This is a genomic window from Marmoricola sp. RAF53 (genome assembly GCF_052114005.1).
Classification (GTDB): Bacteria; Actinomycetota; Actinomycetes; order Propionibacteriales; family Nocardioidaceae; genus Marmoricola.
Genome location: NZ_JBFRDX010000022.1, coordinates 41677 through 61879, shown reverse-complemented (window position 1 = coordinate 61879; position 20203 = coordinate 41677). Strand labels below are relative to the sequence as shown.

The window sequence follows — 20203 nt, the reverse complement described above, 5'->3', positions numbered from 1 at the left end:
GCCTGGGCCAGGCGTTCATCGAGTACGTCGAGACCCGCCGCGACGCCCCGAAAGCAGGCGGCATCGCCGCCACCGTCGTGGTCACGATGACGATGGACGCCCTCCTCGGTGCCGACACGGTTGCGACCCTGGACACCGGGGACCGGATCACCGCCGGCGAGGCCCGGAGGCTGGCCTGCGAGGCCGGGATCATCCCGGCCGTCCTCGGGTCGAAGTCCCAGGTCCTCGACCTGGGCCGCAAGACCCGCTTCCACACCGAGGCCCAGCGCATCGTCCTGGCCAGACGGGACGGCGGCTGCACCGCCGAAGGATGTGACTGGCCGCCAGGGATGTGCCACGCCCACCACGGCATCCCGTGGAGTCGCGGCGGACCCACCGACATCGAGCACGGCAGGCTGCTCTGCCCGCGCCACCACACCCTGGCCCACGACGCCCGCTTCCAGATGAAGAGCGGCCCGAACGGCAAGGTCAGCTTCAGCCGACGGACGTGAGCAGTGCGGCACACGACGCCGGGCGGATCGCCGCTCTCGCTGGCTACGCTCGTGACGTGCTCCGACCTCGTGACGTGGTGAAAGACCTGCCGCTGGCGGTAGGCGTCGGGGCGTGCCTCGGTGGGCTGCTCCTCGGTGCGGTCGGCGCTGTCACCGGGTTGGTCCTGGGCCTCCATGCGTACCCGCCGACGGCGTGGTTCGCGGTCTTCGAAGTCGGTGTCCCGGCAGCGTTCGTGGGCTGCGCGCTCGGATCGCTGGCCGGACTCGTCGCGCATTTCGGCTGGCGAACGCTGCGTGGTTGAAGCGGAGGATGACTGAGTGCTGGAGCTGCGCCGCGCCACCGCCGTCGACGCGCCGCTGATGAGGCCGATCGCCGAGGAGGAGCGCCGGGGCTTCCCAACGCGCGTCCGGCGGAGGAACCTGGACAGCAGCGGGTGATCGGAGCCTCACGTCAGGAGGTGAGCCGTGACTTCGACGATCAGCCGGTTCGACGCGACCCTCGCACCGTGCGGGCACCAGCACGACGGCGAACGCTGCGTCGCCGAGGACGACCAGGGCCTGGTCACCGAGCAGGTGACCTTCTCCTGCGGCTGCCGCACCGCGCGGGAGGAGTTCCACGACGGGAGCGTCCACCACCTGGTGGTGAACCACAAGCACAAGGTGTTGGTCGACGAGGAGTTCCGCGGTGAGTGACGGCGACGCCGCCGGCGCGCACGATGTCGTGCTCATCGGCGGTGGCGCTGCCGGACTGCGCGCGGCGATCGCGATCGCCGAGACCGACCCCACCCTCGACGTGGCGGTGGTCTCCAAGGTGTACCCGATGCGCAGCCACACGGTCTCCGCCGAGGGCGGAGCGGCCGGGTTCATCGCTGCGGACGACACCTGGGAGGAGCACGTCTACGACACGGTCTCGGGCAGCGACTGGCTCGGCGACCAGGACGCCATCGAGGCGTTCGTCGCCGAGGCGCCCCGAGAGCTCCTCCAGCTGGAGCACTGGGGCTGCCCGTGGAGCCGCACCGATGACGGCCACATCGCGGTCCGCGCCTTCGGCGGGATGAAGAAGATGCGGACCTGGTTCGCCGCGGACAAGACCGGCTTCCACATGCTGCACGCACTGTTCCAGACCTCGCTCAAGTACCAGCGCGTCACCCGGTACGACGAGTGGTTCGTCACCCGCCTGCTCGTCGACGACGGCCGGGTCCACGGCTGCGTCGCGATCGAGCTCGCCACCGGCGCGATCCGCACGATCCGCGCGAAGGCGGTCGTGCTCGCCACCGGCGGCTGCGGGAAGGTGTTCCCGTTCACCACGAACGCCAACATCAACACCGGCGACGGGATGGCCCTGGCGTACCGGGCCGGGGCGCCGCTGAAGGACATGGAGTTCGTCCAGTACCACCCGACCGGGCTGCCGTTCACCGGCATCCTCATCACCGAGGCGACCCGCGCGGAGGGCGGCTGGCTGCTCAACAAGGACGGCTACCGCTACCTGCAGGACTACGACCTCGGCACGCCGTCGCCGACTCCGGTGATGCGGAGCATGGAGCTCGGTCCGCGCGACCGGCTCTCCCAGGCGTTCGTGCACGAGGTCGAGAAGGGGCGCACCGCCGACTCGCCGTGGGGGCCGGTCGTGTACCTGGACCTGCGCCACCTCGGCGAGGAGCTGATCGAGAGCAGGCTCCCGTTCGTCCGCGAGCTGTGCCTGAAGTACGAGCGCATCGACCCGGTGACCGAGCTGGTGCCGGTGCGCCCGGTGGTGCACTACATGATGGGCGGCGTCCACACCGACATCGACGGCGCGACCCCGTTGGCGGGCCTCTTCGCCGCCGGCGAGACCGCCTGCGTGAGCATCAACGGCGCCAACCGGCTGGGCTCCAACTCGCTGCCCGAGTGCCTGGTCTTCGGCGCCCGCGCCGGCCGGGCGGCCGCGTCGTACGCCGCCTCGGCCGGACCGGTCGGCGACTCGCCGGCGGTCGTCGCCCAGGTGGCCGACGAGGTGGCCCGGGTCCGCCGGCTGATGGCGGCGATGCCCGACGGCCTGCCGGAGGACTCGGTCCCGGTGATCCGCGAGCGGATGCAGACCACGATGGAGGACGCGGCCGGCATCTACCGGACCGGCGAGGCGATGCGGAAGGGCGCCGATGCCCTGCGCGAGCTTCAGGAACGGGTCGGGGCGGTCGGGATCCAGGACACCAGCCGGTCCTTCAACACCGAGCTGGTGGCGGCGCTCGAGGTCGCCAACATGCTCGACGTCGCCGAGTGCATGCTCGCCTCGGGGATCAACCGCGAGGAGTCGCGCGGCGCGCACCAGCGCACCGACTTCCCGGACCGCGACGACGAGCGGTTCCTGGTCCACCAGCTGACCGTGCGGGAGGGCGACGGCCCGCCGCGCGTCGAGCAGCTGCCGGTCTCGATCACGCGGTGGCCGCCGGGCGAACGCGTCTACGGGAGGTGAGAGCACGATGTCGGAGACGATCCGCCTGCAGGTGATGCGCTACCGGCCGGACCGGAGCACCCCGCCGATCCTGCAGGAGTACGAGGTCCCGCTCCGCAAGGAGTGGACCGTCCTCGACGCGCTCAACCACGTGAAGAACGAGGTCGACCCGACGCTCGCCTTCCGCTGGTCGTGCCGGATGGGCATCTGCGGCAGCTGCGGGATGAACGTCCAGGGCTCGCCGCGGTTGACCTGCGGCACCTTCCTCACCGACTTCGCCCCCGGCCCGGTCCGGGTCGAGCCGCTGACCAACTTCCCGGTGATCCGCGACCTGGTGATCGACATGTCCGACTTCATGGAGAAGCTGCCCCGGGTGAAACCGTGGATCATCCGCGACGACGACGCTGTGCTGGACGGGGACGGCGAGATCGACGGCGAGTACCTGCAGACGCCCGAGGAGCTGGAGGCGTACAAGCAGTTCAGCATGTGCATCAACTGCATGCTCTGCTACGCCGCCTGCCCGGTCTACGGGCTGGACCCGGACTTCGTCGGGCCGGCCGCGATCGCGCTGGCCGAGCGCTACGACCTGGACTCGCGGGACCAGGGCGCCCGGGAGCGGCTCGACGTGCTGATCGAGCGCGAGGGCGTCTGGGGCTGCACCTTCGTCGGGGAGTGCACCCGGGTCTGCCCCAAGCACGTCGACCCTGCGGGCGCGATCCAGCGCTACAAGCTCAAGGCCGCCCAGGAGTCGGTGCGGGCGTGGGTGCTGCCGCGGGGTGCGCGATGACCGCCCTGCCGACGTACACCCGGCGGGTTCCGGTGTTCTGGTGGCTGCGCAGGCGCACCTACTTCGTCTTCGTGATGCGCGAGCTGAGCAGCATCTTCGTGGCCTGGTTCGTGGTGTTCCTGCTCCTGCTGGTGAAGGCGGTCGGGCGCGACGAGGCGGCGTACCGGGACTTCCTCGACTGGGCGGCCTCGCCCGCGATCGTGACGCTCAACGTCGTCGCCGCCGCGTTCCTGGTGCTGCACACGATCACCTGGTTCAACCTCACGCCGCAGGCGATGGACCTGCGGCTCGGCGGGCGCCCGGTGCCGGCCGCGGCGGTGATCGCGGCCCAGTACGCCGGCCTGGTGGTCGTCTCGGCCGTGATCTGGTGGCTGGTGGTCTCATGACCAAGAAGCGCGTCCTGCCTCTGGTCTGGCTCACCTTCAGCGCCGGCGGCGTGACCGCGGCGACCGTGCTCCCGGTGCTCGTGCTGCTGTTCGCGTTCGCGATCCCGCTCGGCTGGATCGACGCCCCGTCCTACGACCACCTGCACGCGGTGCTGCGCAACCCGCTGACGGTGCTGGTGCTGCTCGGGATGTTCGCGCTGATGCTCGTGCACGCCGCGCACCGCTTCCGCTACACCCTGTACGACGGCCTCCAGATCAAGCACCGGGTGCTCGTCGCCGTGGTCTGCTACGGCGCCGCCGCGGCCGGCATCGCGACCGCGCTGGTGCTGCTGACCTCCGAGCAGTGAGCCCCGGGGGCCAGCAGGGACTCACCTTCCCGCGGACGCCGGGTCGGTGCTCAGCACCCGGATCGCCAGGTCCGTGGTGGCACCGACGCCGAGGAAGCTGACTACCCGGCCGACGCGCTCGTGCTCCAGGGGGAGGAGGCCGAGACTGCCGGGCACGTCCGGGGTCAGCCCGAGGTCGAGGTCGTCGCGGCCGGACATGATCCGCACGTTGAAGTCGTAGCGCTCGCGGGCGCCCGGGGCGGTCAGCCTGCGGAGGACGGTCGGTCCGATCCGGCGGCCGCCGGTCTCCGCGGCCCAGGCATCGAGCGTGGCGACGACGCCGAGGCCGTCGTTCTGGTCGATGTCGGCCCAGACGGCGTGCATGGACCCGACCTGCTCCAGCAGGACGGCGGCGGTCTTCTCGCCGATGCCGGAGACGCCGGGCAGGTTGTCGCTGGCGTCGCCGCGGAGTGCGGCGTACTCGAGGTAGTTCTCGGCGGCGACGCCGTACATCGCGTGCAGCCGCCGCGGGGTGAGCAGCGGGGAGGCGCTGATGCCGCCGTCGATCAGCCGGAGGACCTGGGTGTGGTCGCTGATGTGCGCGAAGGCGTCGCGGTCGGAGGTGATGATGACGCAGCTCCAGCCGTGCTCGTCGGCCCAGGTGGCGGCCGAGGCGTTGACGTCGTCGGCCTCCAGGCCCGGGGGCGTGAGCGTGGCGAGGCCGAGGGCGTCGAGCAGGGCGCCGGCGCGGTCGAGCTGGTCGACGAGCGCGGGGTCCTTCTCCGCGCGGCCAGCCTTGTAGTCGGGGTAGAAGTCGCGGCGTTCCGAGGCGGTGCGGTCGTCGAGCCCGAAGAGGACGGCGTCCGGGGCGAAGGCGTCGATGGCCTCGATGATCTGGCGGAGCATCCCGTGCAGCGCCCAGGCCGGCCGGCCCGAGCGGTCGACGATCCCGGTGTGCGCCCGCGCGTGGTGGTTGCGGTGCAGCAGCGACGGGGCGTCGACGGTGAGGAGCAGCTTGCGCGGCCGGTCTTCGGAGGTGTTCATGATGGTCGGGTCATCGTAGGACGTGCCAAGGTGGGACGAGCACGCGACGGACGAAGGGAGAGTCGGCGATGACCGACGAGATCGACGAGCAGGTCGCGCCGAGCGGCACCGGGTGCCAGGAGTGCCTGGCCGCCGACGGCTGGTGGGTGCACCTGCGCCGGTGCGCCGCGTGCGGCCACGTGGGCTGCTGCGACACCTCGCCGGCCCAGCACGCGACCGCGCACTTCCGGGCGACCGGGCACCCGGTGATCCAGACCTTCGAGCCCGGCGAGGACTGGGCCTACGACTACCGGGACGGCTCCTTCGTGCGCGGCCTCGTGCTCGCCGGGCCGACCAGCCACCCCGTCGACCAGCCGGTCCCGGCTCCGGCCGACCGGGTGCCGGCGAACTGGCAGGAACTGATCCACTGAACCCTCCGCCGGCATCCCGGGGCGAAGTTCTCGGCCCCGGACCGGGGAGTCCTCCCGGCTGTGTCGGCCGGCTCTGTAATGCTTGCCCGCCGGACGGGAAGGTCGGCCGGTAGGGGGAGACGAGGATGAGCGAGATCGCCGGTGAGCTGGCGCGCGTCAAGGGCGCCTTCTCCCAGCCGACCCTGACGCTGCTGCACCAGCGCCAGGCGCCGGTGGTGATCACGATCTTCCGGGCCGCCTTCGGCCGCAACAACCGGCCGATCCCGACCGCGCGGCTGCACACCCAGGTCGAGGAGCACCTCGCCGCGGTGCGGGCCGCGGGGGAGAGCGACGTACCCAGCGGGACCGGGCGGGACATCTGCCAGCGGTGGATGCGCGGGCAGTGGCTGGTGCGCTCGCTGGACGAGAGCGGGCAGGAGGTCTACACGCTGACCTCGCACGCCCAGCAGGCGCTCGAGCTGGTCAAGAACCTCGCCCGCGACCGGGCCGCGCTGAGCGAGCACCGGATCGCCACCATCCTGGGCACGGTGCGCCGGTTCAACTCCGAGGCCAACCCGGACCGGAGCGCCCGGGTCACGATCCTCAACGAGGAGATCGCCCGGCTGCAGGCCGAGCGCGACCGGCTCGTCGACGGAGCGGACCTGGTGAGCGCGACCGAGGACTACATGCGCGAGGGCTTCGCCGAGCTGCTCTCGCTGATCTCGGCGCTGCCCAGCGACTTCGCCCGGGTCGAGGAGCGGTTCGTCACCATCCGCGGCGAGATCCTGGCCGCCTTCCGGGCCGAGGACCGCCCGGCGGGCGAGGTGATCGACGACTACCTGAACCGGGCGGACACGCTGATGACCGCGACCCACGAGGGCCGGGCGTTCGAGGGCGCGTTCACGCTGCTGCGCGACGACGGCCTGGTCACCCAGCTCCGCGAGGACCTCGCCGCGCTGCTGGACCACCCGCTCGCCGACGGCATCGTCAACGAGGCCGACCGGGCCGAGCTGCGCGGCACCGTGCGCCTGGTCCGCGACGGCCTGGACCGCGTCCTGGCCCAGCGCTCCCGGGTGACCGCGACGCTGCGGGAGTACATCGTCTCCCACGACGCCGCCCGCGACCGCGAGCTCGAGCAGACCCTGCGCCAGGTCGAGGCCGAGCTGATGACCTGGATGGCGAACACGGGCCCGCGGGCCTCGCACGACCTGCCGCTGCTCCCGGCCCGGACCAGCGTCGACCACCTCCGCGAGCGCTTCTACGACCCGGCCGACGATGCGCTCCCGGAGCCGATCAGCCGGTCCGACGAGGTCGAGCCCGCCGTCTCGCTCGCCGCGCTGATGGCCCAGGGCGGCCCCCAGCTCGGGGCGCTGCGGGACCGGCTCGACCAGACGCTGGCCTCGTTGCTGCCGGCCGGGTCGCTCGGCGAGCTCTTCGACGCGCTGGAGCCGTCGCTGCGCCGTCCGGTCGAGATCTTCGGGCTCCTCCACCTCGCCGCCGGGCACGCCTGGGAGGCCGAGGAGACGGTCGAACCGTTCGCCGCCGTACGCCCCGACGGGAGCCGGCGCACCTTCGCCGTGGCCCGGACCCTGCTGCCCGACCCCGACCTGCGAGAGAGCGAGACCGGTTCATGAGCGTCGACATCCACCCTGAGGAAGACCTCGACGTGGAGATCGTGGACGACGGCTCGGTCTCGCTGTTCGAGGGCGACGAGGGCGGCCTGGAGTACGCCCAGCGGCACGCCCTGGTCACGCTCCTCAAGCAGCGTTTCATCAGTGCCCGCACGCACCCGCGCGACTGGCAGGTCCTGGTCGACCACGAGCGGCTGCTGCGCTCCCGCCTCAACGACCTCTTCCTCGACCTGGCCGTGGACCGTGACCGGGAGGTCGCCTGGAAGCGGCAGGCCACCTCGGAGACCGGGAGCCGGTTCCCGACGCTGCTGCACGACACCGCCTGGTCCCGCGAGGAGACGCTGGTGCTGGTGCACCTGCGCGACCGGCTCCGGGCCGGGCTCGCCGGCGGGGAGGCGCGGGTGTTCGTCGACCGCGAGGACGTCGTCGAGTACGTCGCCAGCTTCCGCCCGGCGCACGCCACCGACGAGGCCGGCGACGAGAAGCGCGCCCGCAACGCGGTGGTGAGCATCGTGAAGTCCGGGCTGCTCATCGGCGCGGTGGGCGACGACCGCTACGAGATCAGCGAGGCCGTCGAGCCGCTGATCCCGCTGGAGCTGCTCCGCGAGCTGCTCGAGGCGCTGCAGCGGGCCAACGAGTCCGGCGCCCCGGCCGAACCCGACGAGACCGATCTCTTCGACGACGCCGGCACCGACGCCGGGAAGGAATGACCATGTCCATCGACGAGATCGAGCAGATCAGCGGCGAGACCGGCGACGGCCTCTTCGAGCAGCAGGTGGTCGCGACCCCCGCCGACGACACCGTGCAGTGGCGCGCGGCGCTGCTGCAGCTGGTCAACTGGGGCGGGTTCGGCGGCCTGACCACGGTCGGCCTGCGCGGCGACTCGACGCTGATCTCCGGTGCGTCCGGTGTCGGCAAGAGCACCGTCCTGGACGCCTACACCGCGCTGATGATGCCCTCGGACACGAAGTTCAACGGGGCCTCGAACGACGCCGTCGCCGGCCGGGCCCGCGGGGTCGGCCAGCGCAACCTGCTCTCCTACCTGCGCGGTGCCGTCGACGTGGTCGACGACCCGCGCACCGGCCGGCCGGTGGAGAAGCTGCTGCGCGGCAAGGGCGCGGACACCTGGGGCGCCGTCGCGATGACCTTCGTCAACGACCGCGGCGACCGGTTCACCGCGCTGCGCACCTACTACGTCCCGCGGCGCGCGACCCGGTCCGGCGAGGTGCAGATGCAGCTCGTCACGCACGAGGGCGCGCTCCCGCTCGACACCCTCGAGGTCGCGGTCCCCGAGCGCTTCCACGCCAACACCCTCAAGAAGCTCTTCCCCGGCGTCCGGGTGCACCGCACGTACGCCGAGTTCTCGGCCGTGCTGCACGCCCGCCTCGGGATCGGCGCCAACGGCGACGGCGCCAAGGCGCTGCGGCTGCTGTCCCGGATCCAGGCCGGCAACCAGGTGCGCAGCGTCGACGAGCTCTACAAGGACATGGTGCTCGAGCGGCCGGCGACGTACGCCGCCGCGGACCGGGCGATCGAGCACTTCGACGACCTCGACACCGCGCACTCGGCGATGCGGACCGAGGAGCAGAAGCTCGAGCTCCTCGAGCCGATCACCGGCACCCACGAGCGGCGCGTCGCCGCGACCCGGCGGCTCGCCGAGCTCGACTCGTACGGCGTGACGCTGGGCGGGGAGACGCCGCTCCAGCTGTGGCTGCTGCGGACGCACCTCCGGCTGCTCTCCGAGGCGGTCGCCGGCAACCGGGACGCCCGGCAGGCGAACGCCGACGCGCTGGCCGTCTCGACGTCGGCCGAGGCGTCGCTGCTGGCCGACCTGGAGGCCGCGAAGGAGGCGCACCGCGCCGCCGGCGGCTCCACCCTGCAGTCGCTGGCGCTCTCCCTGGAGCAGGAGGCCGTCGTCCGCGAGGACCGGCTCGGCCGACGCACGCAGCTGCAGGAGCGGCTGCTCCCGCTGATCGACGCGACCACGTCCGGCACGGTCGACGTCGAGGGGGCGCTCGGCTCCGACACCGGCTTCGCGGTGCTGCAGCAGGAGGCGCGGCACTGGATGGACCGCTGGCCGGCCGAGCTCGCCCGGCTCACCGCCGAGCGCGACGCGGTCCGCGACTCCCGCTACCCGATCAACCAGCGGCAGAGCGAGCTGCGCCGCGAGCGGGCCTCGCTGGAGAGCCGGGCCGGCCGGATGCCGGCCCGGATGCACGAGCTGCGCGCCGAGGTGGCGCACGCCAGCGGGCTCGGCGTCGAGGAGCTGCCGTTCGTGGCCGAGCTGATCGACGTCGCCCCGGAGGAGGCGCGCTGGCGCACCGCGGTCGAGACCGTGCTCGGTGGATCGGCCCGGGTGATGCTGGTCCCAGCCGACCGGCTGGACCAGTTCTCGGCCGCCATCGACGGCCTGCAGCTGCGCGGCCGGCTGACCTTCGAGGGCGTCGAGCTGCACCTGCCCGACCGCGGTCCGGCGGACCCGGAGCGGATCGCCGGCAAGCTGCTCTTCCAGGAGTCGCCGTTCTCCGGCTGGGTGCAGGCCCACGTCGAGGAGCCCGCCCGCAACGCGCTCTGCGTCGAGACCACCGACGGCCTGGCGGGAGGTGGCTTCCGCGTCACCGTGGCCGGCCAGACCCGCAACGGTCGCCGCGGCACGCACGGGCGCAACGACACCCGGAACATCATCGGCTTCTCCAACGCCGACGCGCTCGCCGAGATCGACGGCGAGCTGGCCGCCCTCGACGCCGAGCTCGACGGGTTCGACGCCCGGATCGCCGAGCTCGACCGCGAGGTCCGGGTGCTCGAGCAGCTCCGGGTCGCCTACGACGCCGTCGCCGCGGCCCGCTTCGACGACCTGGACGTCGCCGCGAGCGACCGCAGGATCGGTGAGCTGGAGCAGCGCCGGGCCGACATCCTGGCGGCGGACAACGAGCTCCAGGTGCTGCAGACCCAGATCGACACGCTCGCCGAGCAGCTCGAGCAGGCGCGCCGGAAGCGGTTCGGCCTGGACCAGCAGCAGAAGGAGCTCAGCAGCCGGCACCTGGAGCTGATCGACTCCGAGGACCTGGTCAACGACCGGGTGGAGGCGATGCTCGCCTCCGGCAAGGTCGTCCTGAGCGAGGAGCAGGCGGCCGCGCTCACGGCCGAGCTCGCCGCGGCGGTCGCGCCCGCGGACCCGGACGACCTCGACCGGTTCCCCGAGCACTCCCAGCGCCTGGCCGAGCGGCTGCACGCCGCGGTGGCCGAGGCCGACGCGGAGATCAAGCGGGCCGACGACGAGCTCGCCGGCATCTTCCGGATGTACAAGGTCCACTGGGACTCGCCGAACCTGGGCGCGACCGCGGACTCCTACCCGGACTACGCACGCATCCTGGAGGACATCCGCGGCAAGGGCCTGGCCGAGCGCCGGGCGGAGTGGCGCCGCCGGCTCACCGAGTGGAGCGGCCAGGACCTGGTGCCGCTGGTCGGCGCGATGGCGGCCTCGGTCGAGGAGATCGAGGACCGGCTGGAGCCGATCAACGCGATCCTGCGGCGCCTGGAGTTCGGCGGCGCGGGCGACCGCCTCCGGATCCGGCTGCGACGGCTCGCGCCCGCCCACGTGCAGGTCTTCATGAAGGACCTCCGCAGGCTGGCCGCCGGGTCGACCACCGAGCTGGCGGAGGCCGACCTCGACAAGCGGTTCACCGAGCTCAGCAGGTTCATGCAGCAGCTCCGCAAGCCGTCCCAGGTGGGGGACCCCTCGGTCACCACGGACCGGGACCGGCTGCTCGACGTACGCCGTCACGTCGAGATCAGCGCCGAGCGCTACGACTCGCTGACCCACGAGCTCCGGGCGACGTACCGGACGCTGGGGGAGAAGAGCGGTGGCGAGAGCCAGGAGCTGGTCGCGTTCATCGTCGGCTCCGCGCTGCGCTTCCGCCTCGGCGACGAGATGCGGTCGCGGCCGAGGTTCGCGCCGGTCTTCCTCGACGAGGGCTTCGTCAAGGCGGACTCGGAGTTCGCCGGCCGGGCCGTGGAGGCCTGGAAGGGCCTCGGGTTCCAGCTGATCGTCGGTGTCCCGCTGGACAAGGTGACCGGTCTCGAGCCGCACATGGACGAGCTGCTGGCGATCACCAAGAACCCGGTGACCCACCAGTCCTGGATCGTCCCGATCACCGACGCGGTGCCGGTGCCGGAGCCGGAGCCGGCCTCGGCCTAGCGGCTCAGTACGTGCCCTTGATGACGAAGAACGAGCCGCGGATCGTCCCGGCCAGCTTCGACTTCTGACGCGCGAACTTGAACCGGTCGGCGAGCTCCTCGGGGACCTCCATGCCGTCGGAGAGCTTGAACCCGACGGCGCGCTTGCCGCCGTCGGCGACCGTGTACAGCACGTTGATCGCCAGGCCCGACTCGTAGAAGACGTAGGCCCACCGGATGCCGTCGACCTCGAACGCGGTCGCCTCCAGCGGGCGCGACGCGATCACCAGGTCGCGCTCCTCGGCGAGGATGCGGTGCACGTGGTCGACGACCTCGGCCGCCTCGTCCGCGGGCTCGACGGTGAAGACGAGACCGTACTTGTTCTTGAAGTAACGGGCTTCGTTGGCGCGCAGCCCGGCGAGCGTGTCCGGCACGGGCGACGTCTCCAGACCGACGGTGGAGACCTCTGCGAAGTCGACGACGTAGGACATGGGGCCACCGTAGCGGCACCGCTACCCCGGTCGCGGCAGGGTCAGCCGGACGTGGGTCCCGCTCGCGGCCGGGACCAGGACGATGTCGCCGCCCGCGCGACGGGCGAGCCCGCGGGCGATCGGCAGCCCGAGACCGGTGCCGGTTCCGGTGCCTGTCCCGCGCCGGCGGGCGGGGTCGGCCCGGTAGAAGCGCTCGAAGACCAGGCCGGCCTCCTCGTCGGGGATCCCGGGGCCGTCGTCGATGACGTCGACCCAGGACCACGCCTGGTCCTGGTCCACCCGCAGGACGACCCGGCCGCGCGCGTGCCGGACCGCGTTGTCGAGCAGGTTGCGCACGATCCGGCGTACGTCGCCCGGGTTGGCGAAGGCCGCGGCGGGGGACAGGTTCGCGGTGTCGAGGACCACACTGGTCGCGGCCCGGGACCGGGCCGCCTCCTCGTGGACGACGTGGTCGAGGTCGAGGGGTTCGGCGGCGGCCTCGACCCCCGCGTCGACCGCGGCCAGCTCCAGCAGGTCGGCGACCATGCTCTCCATCTCGGAGGTCGCCCCGAGGACCTCGTGGCGGAGGACGTCCGTGTCGACCCGGTCGGCGTGCTCGAGCGCGACCTCGACCGCCACCCGCTGGGCGGCCAGCGGGCTCTGCAGGTCGTGGGACACGTCGGCGACGAACGCGCGCTGGCGCTGGGCCGCGTCGTCGAGCCGCGCCAGCATCGCGTTCATCGTCGCCGCGAGCCGGCCGACCTCGTCGGCCACGCCGTCGTCGCGGACGCGGACGTGCAGGTTGGTGTCGGAGATCAGGTCGACCTCGGCCCGGATCCGGTCCAGCCTCCCGAGCGCGCGGCCGAGGAGGATCCAGATCAGCAGGCCCATCGCCGCTACGGCCAGCGGCACGGCCACCCAGAGCGCCCGCCTCAGCGTGGCGGACGCCTCGTGCGCGGACTCCAGCGAGTTGCCGACGTACGCCGTCACGGGACCGCGCGGGGTGCTCGCGGTGCGGTACCAGACCCGGTAGCGCTCCCGCTCCCGGTCGTCCGGCCCGGTCAGCGTCCGCATCGCCGGCGACGCGGAGGTACGCCGCGAGACCGCGGGTCGGCCGGTCACATTCGCGGAGGCGCCGAGGACCGCGCCGCGCGCGTCGACCACCTGGGCCATCCCGTTGTCGTCGATGTTGACCAGCACCGCCGGCACGTCGCCGCCGCCGGCCAGGTCGAGCAGGTCCTGCACCCGGCTGCGCGAGAGCTGGTCGGTGGAGGAGACCAGGTGGTTCTCCAGGGTCGTCACCAGCAGGAAGGCGCCGGCGACGAGCACCGCGGCGGAGACGGCGGTGCCGATCAGCGTCGCCTTCTGCCGCAGCGTGAGCGCGGCCCTCATCGGCTCGTGCCGTCCCGGTCGTCGACGATCCGGTACCCGACCAACCGGACCGTCTGGAGCGAGCAGCGGCCGAAGGGCTCGTCGATCTGCTGGCGCAGCTGCCGCACGTAGACCTCGACGATGTTGGGGCTGCCCTCGTAGGCGAAGTCCCAGACGTGCGCGAGGATCTTCGCCTTGGGGACCACCTCGTCGACGTGGCGCATCAGGAACTCCAGGATCGCGAACTGCCGCGGTGTCAGCGCGACCGGCTTCTCGCCGCGCCAGACCTGGTGCCGGGCCGGGTCGAGGCGCAGGTCGCCGACCTCGACCACGGTCGGACGCTCCCCGGGGGCCCGGCGCAGGAGCGCGCGGATCCGGGCGGTCAGGACCACGAAGGAGAACGGCTTGGCGAGGAAGTCGTCGGCGCCGGCGTCGAGGGCACGGGACTCCTGCTCCGGCCCGCTGCGCGCGGTCAGCATCAGGATCGGGGTCCAGTCGCCGGCCTCCCGGCGGTCGGCGCAGAGCTCGTCGCCGGCCAGGCCGGGGAGCATGACGTCGAGGAGGAGCAGGTCGTAGGCGTTCTCCTCGGCGAACCAGGCGCCGTCGGGCCCGGTCAGGGCGACGTCGACCGCGTACCCCTCGCCCTCGAGCCCGCGTCGCAGGGCCGATGCGAGGTGCTTGTCGTCCTCGACCACCAGGATCCGCACCCTCCGAGCGTCCCACCGCACGGCTGAAGCCGCACTGAACGCCGGCTGCACGACGTCGCGCGGAGCCGTGGTCCTTCAGGGTGTCCTTCAGGGAGTCCTTCAGGGCGTCCTTCAGGGTGGCTTCAGGCGTGGACGGGAAGGCTGGGGGCGAGCGGGAGGAGGTGATCAATGATGAAGAAGCGAGCCATGATCGCGATCGCAGGAGCGGTCGCCGTCGTCGGGATCGCCGCGGGCGGTGCCGCGGTCGCCACCAGCGGGAACGACGACGGCCCGGCCAGCCACGACTACACGCCGGCCCAGCAGCGGGCCGCCGAGGCGGCCGCGCTGAAGGCCACCGGTGGTGGTTCGGTCAACAGCATGGAGACCGACCACGAGAACGGCGCGACCTACGAGGTCGAGGTGAAGAAGCCGGACGGGTCCACCGTCGACGTCCGTCTCGACGCCAGCTACGGCGTGGTCGTCATCGAGTCCGACAGCGGCGGCTGACCTCCGCCCTCCTCGCGGTCGGCACCCCGCCCGTGGTCACCGGTGTTTCACCGAGACCAGCGTGAACGACTCGGTGCCGCCCGCGAGGTCGCGTTCGGTGACGATGCCGAGCCCGGGCGCGTAGACCTTCTCGGAGACGACGTCCGGCTCGAGCCGGCTCCACTCCAGCGTGCGCAGCGCCTGCCGCGCGGTGCGGCCGATGACGTGGACGCGGAAGCCGCGCTGGACGATCCAGGCCTGGTCCTCGGCGCTGCCGCGCTGGAACTCCTGCCGGTAGGCCTTCGTGGGGACGGGACTGCTCGGCATGATCAGGCCCGCGGTCGCGCCGTGGACGCCTGCCTGCCAGGAGCCCTCGCGGCTCTCCACGTGGCCGTCCTCGTCGTACGTCGCGGTGCGCTCGCCGAAGTACCAGACGTTCCCGCGGTCGTCGGCGGCGTACCAGTCCGAGGTGCTCTCGGCGAGGCTGCCGTCGGCACGGCGGAGCACGTCCCGCACGACCGTCGTCCGGACGCCCTGGACGACCTTCGTCCGGGACGTCACGACGACCTGCTCGTGGAAGTGGTCGCCGTCGTCGGTGCCGCGGTACCGGGAGACGGTGCCGGGCCGGAGCGGGAAGTAGGCGTTCTGCCGCGGGTGCAGGAAGTCTCCCGGCGGCGGTGCCGCCTGGCGGGACCTGGCTCCGGGCGCGCTGTCGTGGGTGTCGGCCGCGACGGAGCCGACGGCGCCCCCGGCGGCGAGGACGGCTGCGACAGCGACGGCGATCGTGTTCCTCATCGGGATCCCCTCCTCGGGTGACAGCGGTGCGCTGTCCTCCCGAGACTGGACCCCGTTCGCTGAAGTCACGCTGAAGGGACGGCGAATCAGGCCGCGCGCGCAGCCTCCGGTACCGGGGCGGGCCGCCCGTTCGCCTCGGCGGGCAGGTGCCGCTCGAGCACCTTCGCCACCACCGCGATCAGTCCGCAGCCGAGGACCATCATCACGATCAGCACGAGACCGGCGCCCTGCTCGAGCAGGACCCCGGAGACCACCGGGCCGGCCACGGTGGCGGCCTGGACGGCCCCGGCGTTGAGGGCGTTGTAGCGGCCGCGCAGGTAGTCCGCGGCCAGGTCGTTGTTGATCGCCGGCAGTGTCGGCTGCAGCAGGGTCTCGCCGAGCCCGAAGACGAGGCCGAACGCCATCATCCCGGCGATCGCGACGGTGCTGCTCGGCGCCAGCGCGCCGGCGCCGAGTGCCAGCCACGCGACCGCCCAGACGCCGGCCATCACCATCAGCACCCGGGTACGCCGCCGGCCCCGGATCCGGCCCATCACCGAGAACTGGAGGGCCACGATCACGAACGTGTTGAGGGCGAAGGCGACGCCGATCACCTCGGTGCTCAGCCCGGCGGACTGGCGTGCGAAGCCGGGCAGCCCGGCCTCGTACTGGCCGTAGCCGATGAAGGTCGCGACGAAGGTCAGCAGCGTGAGCCACCGGACCGGCCGACTGCGCACGATGGTGCGGTACCCGGGTGCCAGGCCGGCGTCGAGGTCGCGCGGCGGGTGCAGGACCCGGCCGTGGAGGTGGCGCAGCGGACCGAGGAGGAGGGCGAGCGGGATGAGCCCGCAGGCGGCGTCGACGAGGTAGATCCCGGTGAACGTCCCGGGCCGGTCGACGTCGGCGAACAAGCCGCCGACCACACCTCCGACGCCGAGGCCGAGGTTGGTCAGCGCGAAGTTCACACCGAAGTACTGCTGCCGGACCTCACCCTCGGTCACGGTCGCGATCAGCGAGCTGAACGCCGGCCAGGACGCGCCGAAGTTGATGCCGAGGAGGAGCAGCGCGACCGCGGCCGCGGCCGGCGTGGTCGCGAAGGCCAGCAGAACGGTGCCGAGCAGCATCGCGCACTGCCCGCCGAGCATCACGACGCGTGCGCCGTACCGGTCGGTGAGGGCGCCGCTCGGCCCGGTGACGACGAAGGCGGACGCGGCGATCAGCGCCATCAGGCCGCCGGAGAGGGCGAGCCCGAACCCGCGCACCTCGTGCAGGTAGATCAGGGTGAACGGCAGCACCAGCCCGCGGCCCAGGGTGGAGACGGCGACGGTGGACAGCAGCCACCGGCCCTCGGAGGGGAGTGCGGCCCAGAAGGACTTCAACGAGCTCATGGACGGACCGCGGGTTTCACGGTCGGAAACCCTACGGACGGGTCCCGGGCGCGGGGAAATCCTTTTGGGCGATATGCGATGAAATGTGGCCAACGCCACCCCGGGGCGGTCCGAGGTGCCTCCAGGGCCCCTACTTGCCGCCGTGGACCAGGGCGACGATCTTCGCCAGCCGGTCCTCGACCTGGGGCGTGCGGCCGAAGGACATCAGCGGGAGCGGCGGCCGGAACCGCTGCCGGACCACGGTGTGGGCGTAGCAGAACTCGCGGAGCCCGTCCTCGCCGTGGATCCGCCCGAAGCCGGAGTCGCCGACGCCGCCGAACGGGACCGACGGCACGACCGCGAAGCTGAACACCGAGTTCACCGCCACCATCCCGGACCGGATCCGGTCGGCGATCGCGGTGCCGTTGCTCCGGCTGAAGACCGAGGCGCCGAGGTGGTAGCGGGAGGCGTTGGTCAGGGCCACGGCCTCGTCCATGTCCTGCACCGCTCGCAGCACCAGCGTCGGCCCGAAGGTCTCCTCGGTCACCGCGCTGCAGTCGTCCGGTACGCCGACCAGCACGGCCGGCTGGACGGTCTGCCCGGTGATCTCGCCGGTCCCGGCCAGCAGCTGGGCGCCGCCGGCGATCGCGTCGTCGAGGTGGCGGCGGATGATCTCGACCTGGCCGGGCATCGTGATCGGGCCGACCGGGGCGCCGGCGTCCGACCCGGCGTCCGACCCGGCACGCAGGCCGCCGACGACCTCGCCGAGGATCCGGGCGAACTCGTCGTGGACCTTCGCGTGCACGTAGATCCGCTCGACGCCGATGCAGGACTGGCCGGCGTTCGCGATGCCACCCCAGGCCGCCGCCTCGGCGGCGGCGCGCAGGTCGGCGTCCTCGTCGACCAGGAGCGCGTCCTTGCCGCCGCACTCGGCGACGACGGGGGTCAGCGTTTCGGCACAGGTCGCCATCACCCGCTTGGCCGTGGCCGTGGAGCCGGTGAAGGCGATCTTGTCGACGCCCGCCCGGCAGAGCGCGGCGCCGGTGCTGCCGTCCCCGGTGACCAGTTGGAGCACCGGCTGCTCGGGGACGACCTGGGCGAACGCGTCGACCAGCCAGGCGCCGACCCCGGGCGTGAACTCGCTCGGCTTGAACACGATGGTGTTGCCGGCCGCGAGGGCGTAGACGATCGAGCCCATCGGCGTGAAGACGGGGTAGTTCCACGGGCCGATGACGCCGACGACGCCGAGCGCCTGGTACTCGACGGTGGCGCCGAGGTGGGCGTTCAGCAGGCCCGCGGGTGCACGCCGCTTGCCGAGCACCTTCTCGGCGTTCCGGCCGGCCCAGGCGAGGTGGTCGAGCACCAGGGCGACCTCGAGGTAGGCGTCGCCGTGCGGCTTGCCCATCTCCTCGCTGATCACCCCGGCGAGCTGGTTGATGCGGCGGGCGAGGACGCCGCGGAACCGGTCCAGGCGGCGGCGTCGTTCGTCGTACCCGAGGCCCTGCCACCAGTCGGCGGCGAGCCGGGCACGCTCGACGGCGGCGGCGACGTCCTCGGCGGTGTGCACCGAGTAGGTGCCGACGACGTCGCCGGTTCCGGGGTTGCGCACCTCGAAGGTGCCGGCCGGGGCCAGGGTGTCCTGCAGGGTCATCGGACCGTCTCCTTCGTGCGGGTGGGGGCGGCGAGCCCGGCGCGGGCCGGGGGCAGTGCGCGGCCGCGGAGCAGGTCCGCGGCCTTCTCGCCGATCATGATCGAGGGGGCGTTGGTGTTGCCGCGGGTGATCTTCGGCATCACCGAGGCGTCCGCGACGCGCAGGCCGTCGACACCGCGGACCCGGAGCTCGGGATCGACCACGGCTTCCTCGTGCGTGCCCATCGCGCAGGTGCCGACCGGGTGGTAGAGCGTCTGCGTCCACCGGGAGATGACGTCGTCGAGCGCGGCGTCGTCGTCGCCCGCCCGGAGGAACGGCTCGCCCAGGACCCGCGCCAGCGGCGCCTTCGCGGCGATGTCCATCGCCTGCCGGCACCCGGCCCGGACGGCGTCCAGGTCGGCCTGCTCGGCGAAGTAGGCGGGGTCGAGCTCGGGCTTCCAGCGCGGGTCGGCGCCGCGCAGCCGGAGCCGGCCGCGGCTGGCCACGTCGACCAGGACCACGCCGGTGGTGAACATCGCGCCGTCGGGCTCGCGCAGCCCGTTGTCGTAGAAGCCGGTCGGCGCGGCGATGTACTGGATGTCGGGACCCTCGAGGCCACCGCGGGTGGTGACGAAGCCGCCGGTCTCGCCGACGTTGGAGGAGAGCGGGCCGCGGCCGGTCGCCTGCCACTGCAGCAGCCGGGCCGGAGTCACGTGGTCGACGGCGACGTCCTTCTCGGTGGTCCGCCACATCATCGGCGTGACCGGGTGGTCGTGCAGGTTCGCGCCGACGCCGGGCAGGTCGACGGCGACCTCGATCCCGTGCTCGGCCAGGTGCTCGGCGGGGCCGATCCCGGACAGCATCAGCAGCTGCGGGGAGTTGATCGCGCCGCCGCTGAGCACCACCTCGGCCTCGGCCCAGGCGCACGAGGTCTGGCCGTCGGCCAGGTAGGCGACGCCGATCGCGCGGCCCGACTCGACCAGCACCCGGGTGGTCAGGGCGCCGGTCCGGACGGTCAGGTTCGGCCGCCGGGTCGCGTCGGCCCCGAGGAACGCGTCGGCGGTCGACCAGCGACGGCCGCGGTGGCAGGTGACCTGGTAGTGCCCCGCCCCGAGCTGGGTCGCGCCGTTGAAGTCGTCGTTCGCGGCCAGGCCGGCCTCGCGGGCCGCCTCGACCCAGGCCCGGGTGGTCGCGTKCGTGTAGCGGCGGTCCTCCACGTGCAGCGGCCCGCCGGCGCCGTGGAAGGCGCCGGTCCCGCGGGTGTTGTCCTCCGAGCGCAGGAAGTAGGGGAGCACGTCGTCGTAGGCCCAGCCCACGGCTCCGAAGTCGCGCTGCCAGCCGTCGAAGTCGGCGCGCGCGCCGCGCACGTACATCATCGCGTTCATCGAAGAGCAGCCGCCGAGCGCCTTCATCCGCGGCCAGAACGCCCGCTGGCCGCCGAGGCCCGGCTGCGGGGCCGTGGTGTAGTTCCAGTCCCGCCGGGTCCGGAAGAGGTTCGGGAAGGCCGCGGGCATCGAGATCTCGAGCGCGTCGCCGGCCGGGCCGGCCTCGAGGAGCAGCACCGAGACGGCGGGATCCTCGCTGAGCCGGCTGGCGACGACGGCGCCGGCGCTGCCGGCTCCGACGACGACGTAGTCGAAGGTGTCAGGACGGGTCACGGGGGACCTCCCAGGTGAGTCGGGTGGTGTGACCGCAGGCACATTCACCGCGGCGGTTCAGATCTCAGCACAAGAGGCCTTCCCCTCTCTTGGCTGGCTC

The 20203-nt window shown here is 72.7% G+C and carries 20 protein-coding genes; 12 read left to right on the top strand and 8 right to left on the bottom strand.

The features are described from left to right. From AB4Y76_RS17175 to frdD, 7 genes are all read left to right on the top strand, one after another. On the top strand, positions 1 to 491 hold a 491-nt coding region (locus AB4Y76_RS17175; protein WP_441927468.1), incomplete at its 5' end, for a DUF222 domain-containing protein. 56 nt (positions 492 to 547) lie between these two features. Beyond that, positions 548 to 793 carry a hypothetical protein gene (locus AB4Y76_RS17170; protein ID WP_441927466.1) on the top strand — a complete coding sequence of 82 codons (246 nt, stop codon included), beginning with the start codon at positions 548 to 550 and terminating at the stop codon, positions 791 to 793. A 163-nt stretch (positions 794 to 956) separates the two neighbouring features. Beyond that, entirely contained in the window at positions 957 to 1184 is a 228-nt protein-coding gene (locus tag AB4Y76_RS17165) for a hypothetical protein (RefSeq protein WP_441927464.1), read from the top strand. Then, complete coding sequence (gene frdA / locus AB4Y76_RS17160) at positions 1177 to 2943, top strand: fumarate reductase (quinol) flavoprotein subunit (protein WP_441927462.1); 1767 nt, start codon at positions 1177 to 1179, stop codon at positions 2941 to 2943. Before AB4Y76_RS17165 ends, frdA begins: the two co-directional genes overlap by 8 nt. A 7-nt stretch (positions 2944 to 2950) precedes the next feature. Beyond that, positions 2951 to 3709 carry a succinate dehydrogenase/fumarate reductase iron-sulfur subunit gene (locus AB4Y76_RS17155; protein WP_441927460.1) on the top strand — a complete coding sequence of 253 codons (759 nt, stop codon included), beginning with the start codon at positions 2951 to 2953 and terminating at the stop codon, positions 3707 to 3709. Beyond that, the gene (locus AB4Y76_RS17150; protein WP_441927458.1) at positions 3706 to 4095 is read left to right on the top strand and encodes a fumarate reductase subunit C; all 390 of its coding nucleotides are present in this window, start codon (positions 3706 to 3708) and stop codon (positions 4093 to 4095) included. The genes AB4Y76_RS17155 and AB4Y76_RS17150 overlap by 4 nt, the downstream gene beginning before the upstream one ends. Beyond that, positions 4092 to 4442 (top strand): fumarate reductase subunit FrdD, encoded by a 351-nt coding sequence (gene frdD / locus AB4Y76_RS17145; RefSeq protein ID WP_441927456.1) that lies wholly within the window; start codon positions 4092 to 4094, stop codon positions 4440 to 4442. Before AB4Y76_RS17150 ends, frdD begins: the two co-directional genes overlap by 4 nt. A 21-nt stretch (positions 4443 to 4463) precedes the next feature. Here the strand turns inward: frdD and AB4Y76_RS17140 are convergent, their stop codons facing one another. After that, on the bottom strand, positions 4464 to 5465 hold the full coding sequence (locus tag AB4Y76_RS17140; RefSeq protein ID WP_441927454.1) for a 5'-3' exonuclease: 1002 nt from the start codon (positions 5463 to 5465) through the stop codon (positions 4464 to 4466). Between the two features lie 68 nt (positions 5466 to 5533). Here AB4Y76_RS17140 and AB4Y76_RS17135 point away from each other — a divergent pair, with 68 nt between their 5' ends. From AB4Y76_RS17135 to AB4Y76_RS17120, 4 genes are all read left to right on the top strand, one after another. Next, positions 5534 to 5875, top strand: coding sequence for a UBP-type zinc finger domain-containing protein (locus AB4Y76_RS17135; RefSeq protein ID WP_441927453.1), 342 nt, complete (start codon positions 5534 to 5536; stop codon positions 5873 to 5875). 125 nt (positions 5876 to 6000) lie between these two features. Beyond that, positions 6001 to 7488 carry a DUF3375 domain-containing protein gene (locus AB4Y76_RS17130; RefSeq protein WP_441927451.1) on the top strand — a complete coding sequence of 496 codons (1488 nt, stop codon included), beginning with the start codon at positions 6001 to 6003 and terminating at the stop codon, positions 7486 to 7488. Further along, the gene (locus AB4Y76_RS17125; protein WP_441927450.1) at positions 7485 to 8195 is read left to right on the top strand and encodes a DUF4194 domain-containing protein; all 711 of its coding nucleotides are present in this window, start codon (positions 7485 to 7487) and stop codon (positions 8193 to 8195) included. Before AB4Y76_RS17130 ends, AB4Y76_RS17125 begins: the two co-directional genes overlap by 4 nt. A 2-nt stretch (positions 8196 to 8197) precedes the next feature. Next, a complete protein-coding gene (locus tag AB4Y76_RS17120; RefSeq protein WP_441927448.1) occupies positions 8198 to 11683 on the top strand; it encodes an ATP-binding protein in 3486 nt (1161 codons plus the stop codon). A gap of 4 nt (positions 11684 to 11687) precedes the next feature. On the opposite strand, the gene AB4Y76_RS17115 is transcribed toward AB4Y76_RS17120, so the two are convergent. The 3 genes from AB4Y76_RS17115 to AB4Y76_RS17105 are packed head-to-tail and all read right to left on the bottom strand — an operon-like array spanning position 11688 to position 14209. Then, the gene (locus AB4Y76_RS17115; RefSeq protein ID WP_441927446.1) at positions 11688 to 12152 is read right to left on the bottom strand and encodes a phage tail protein; all 465 of its coding nucleotides are present in this window, start codon (positions 12150 to 12152) and stop codon (positions 11688 to 11690) included. 21 nt (positions 12153 to 12173) lie between these two features. Beyond that, a complete protein-coding gene (locus AB4Y76_RS17110; RefSeq protein WP_441927444.1) occupies positions 12174 to 13523 on the bottom strand; it encodes an ATP-binding protein in 1350 nt (449 codons plus the stop codon). After that, positions 13520 to 14209, bottom strand: coding sequence for a response regulator transcription factor (locus AB4Y76_RS17105; RefSeq protein WP_441927442.1), 690 nt, complete (start codon positions 14207 to 14209; stop codon positions 13520 to 13522). The genes AB4Y76_RS17110 and AB4Y76_RS17105 overlap by 4 nt, the downstream gene beginning before the upstream one ends. 171 nt (positions 14210 to 14380) lie before the next feature. On the opposite strand from AB4Y76_RS17105, the gene AB4Y76_RS17100 reads away from it, so the two are divergent. Continuing rightward, positions 14381 to 14695: a PepSY domain-containing protein gene (locus AB4Y76_RS17100; RefSeq protein ID WP_441927440.1), complete on the top strand. Its 315-nt coding sequence runs from the start codon at positions 14381 to 14383 to the stop codon at positions 14693 to 14695. Between the two features lie 36 nt (positions 14696 to 14731). On the opposite strand, the gene AB4Y76_RS17095 is transcribed toward AB4Y76_RS17100, so the two are convergent. The 4 genes from AB4Y76_RS17095 to AB4Y76_RS17080 all read right to left on the bottom strand — a co-directional run bounded on the left by AB4Y76_RS17095 (position 14732) and on the right by AB4Y76_RS17080 (position 20103). Further along, positions 14732 to 15469 carry a hypothetical protein gene (locus AB4Y76_RS17095; protein ID WP_441927438.1) on the bottom strand — a complete coding sequence of 246 codons (738 nt, stop codon included), beginning with the start codon at positions 15467 to 15469 and terminating at the stop codon, positions 14732 to 14734. Between the two features lie 86 nt (positions 15470 to 15555). Beyond that, positions 15556 to 16836: an MFS transporter gene (locus AB4Y76_RS17090; protein WP_441927436.1), complete on the bottom strand. Its 1281-nt coding sequence runs from the start codon at positions 16834 to 16836 to the stop codon at positions 15556 to 15558. Between the two features lie 130 nt (positions 16837 to 16966). Continuing rightward, entirely contained in the window at positions 16967 to 18466 is a 1500-nt protein-coding gene (locus tag AB4Y76_RS17085; protein WP_441927434.1) for an aldehyde dehydrogenase family protein, read from the bottom strand. After that, on the bottom strand, positions 18463 to 20103 hold the full coding sequence (locus tag AB4Y76_RS17080) for a GMC family oxidoreductase (RefSeq protein ID WP_441927432.1): 1641 nt from the start codon (positions 20101 to 20103) through the stop codon (positions 18463 to 18465). The genes AB4Y76_RS17085 and AB4Y76_RS17080 overlap by 4 nt, the downstream gene beginning before the upstream one ends. Positions 20104 to 20203 lie beyond the last annotated feature (100 nt).

What these genes read in the sequence shown, in the direction of transcription:
- AB4Y76_RS17120 (WP_441927448.1), top strand. Translation starts at nt 8,198, where the DNA reads ATGTCCATCGACGAGATCGAGCAGATCAGCGGCGAGACCGGCGACGGC.
- frdD (WP_441927456.1), top strand. Translation starts at nt 4,092, where the DNA reads ATGACCAAGAAGCGCGTCCTGCCTCTGGTCTGGCTCACCTTCAGCGCC.
- AB4Y76_RS17150 (WP_441927458.1), top strand. Translation starts at nt 3,706, where the DNA reads ATGACCGCCCTGCCGACGTACACCCGGCGGGTTCCGGTGTTCTGGTGG.
- AB4Y76_RS17085 (WP_441927434.1), bottom strand. Translation starts at nt 18,466, where the DNA reads ATGACCCTGCAGGACACCCTGGCCCCGGCCGGCACCTTCGAGGTGCGC.
- AB4Y76_RS17140 (WP_441927454.1), bottom strand. Translation starts at nt 5,465, where the DNA reads ATGAACACCTCCGAAGACCGGCCGCGCAAGCTGCTCCTCACCGTCGAC.
- AB4Y76_RS17135 (WP_441927453.1), top strand. Translation starts at nt 5,534, where the DNA reads ATGACCGACGAGATCGACGAGCAGGTCGCGCCGAGCGGCACCGGGTGC.
- AB4Y76_RS17155 (WP_441927460.1), top strand. Translation starts at nt 2,951, where the DNA reads ATGTCGGAGACGATCCGCCTGCAGGTGATGCGCTACCGGCCGGACCGG.
- AB4Y76_RS17100 (WP_441927440.1), top strand. Translation starts at nt 14,381, where the DNA reads ATGAAGAAGCGAGCCATGATCGCGATCGCAGGAGCGGTCGCCGTCGTC.
- AB4Y76_RS17115 (WP_441927446.1), bottom strand. Translation starts at nt 12,152, where the DNA reads ATGTCCTACGTCGTCGACTTCGCAGAGGTCTCCACCGTCGGTCTGGAG.
- AB4Y76_RS17095 (WP_441927438.1), bottom strand. Translation starts at nt 15,469, where the DNA reads ATGAGGAACACGATCGCCGTCGCTGTCGCAGCCGTCCTCGCCGCCGGG.
- AB4Y76_RS17125 (WP_441927450.1), top strand. Translation starts at nt 7,485, where the DNA reads ATGAGCGTCGACATCCACCCTGAGGAAGACCTCGACGTGGAGATCGTG.
- AB4Y76_RS17130 (WP_441927451.1), top strand. Translation starts at nt 6,001, where the DNA reads ATGAGCGAGATCGCCGGTGAGCTGGCGCGCGTCAAGGGCGCCTTCTCC.
- AB4Y76_RS17110 (WP_441927444.1), bottom strand. Translation starts at nt 13,523, where the DNA reads ATGAGGGCCGCGCTCACGCTGCGGCAGAAGGCGACGCTGATCGGCACC.
- AB4Y76_RS17090 (WP_441927436.1), bottom strand. Translation starts at nt 16,836, where the DNA reads ATGAGCTCGTTGAAGTCCTTCTGGGCCGCACTCCCCTCCGAGGGCCGG.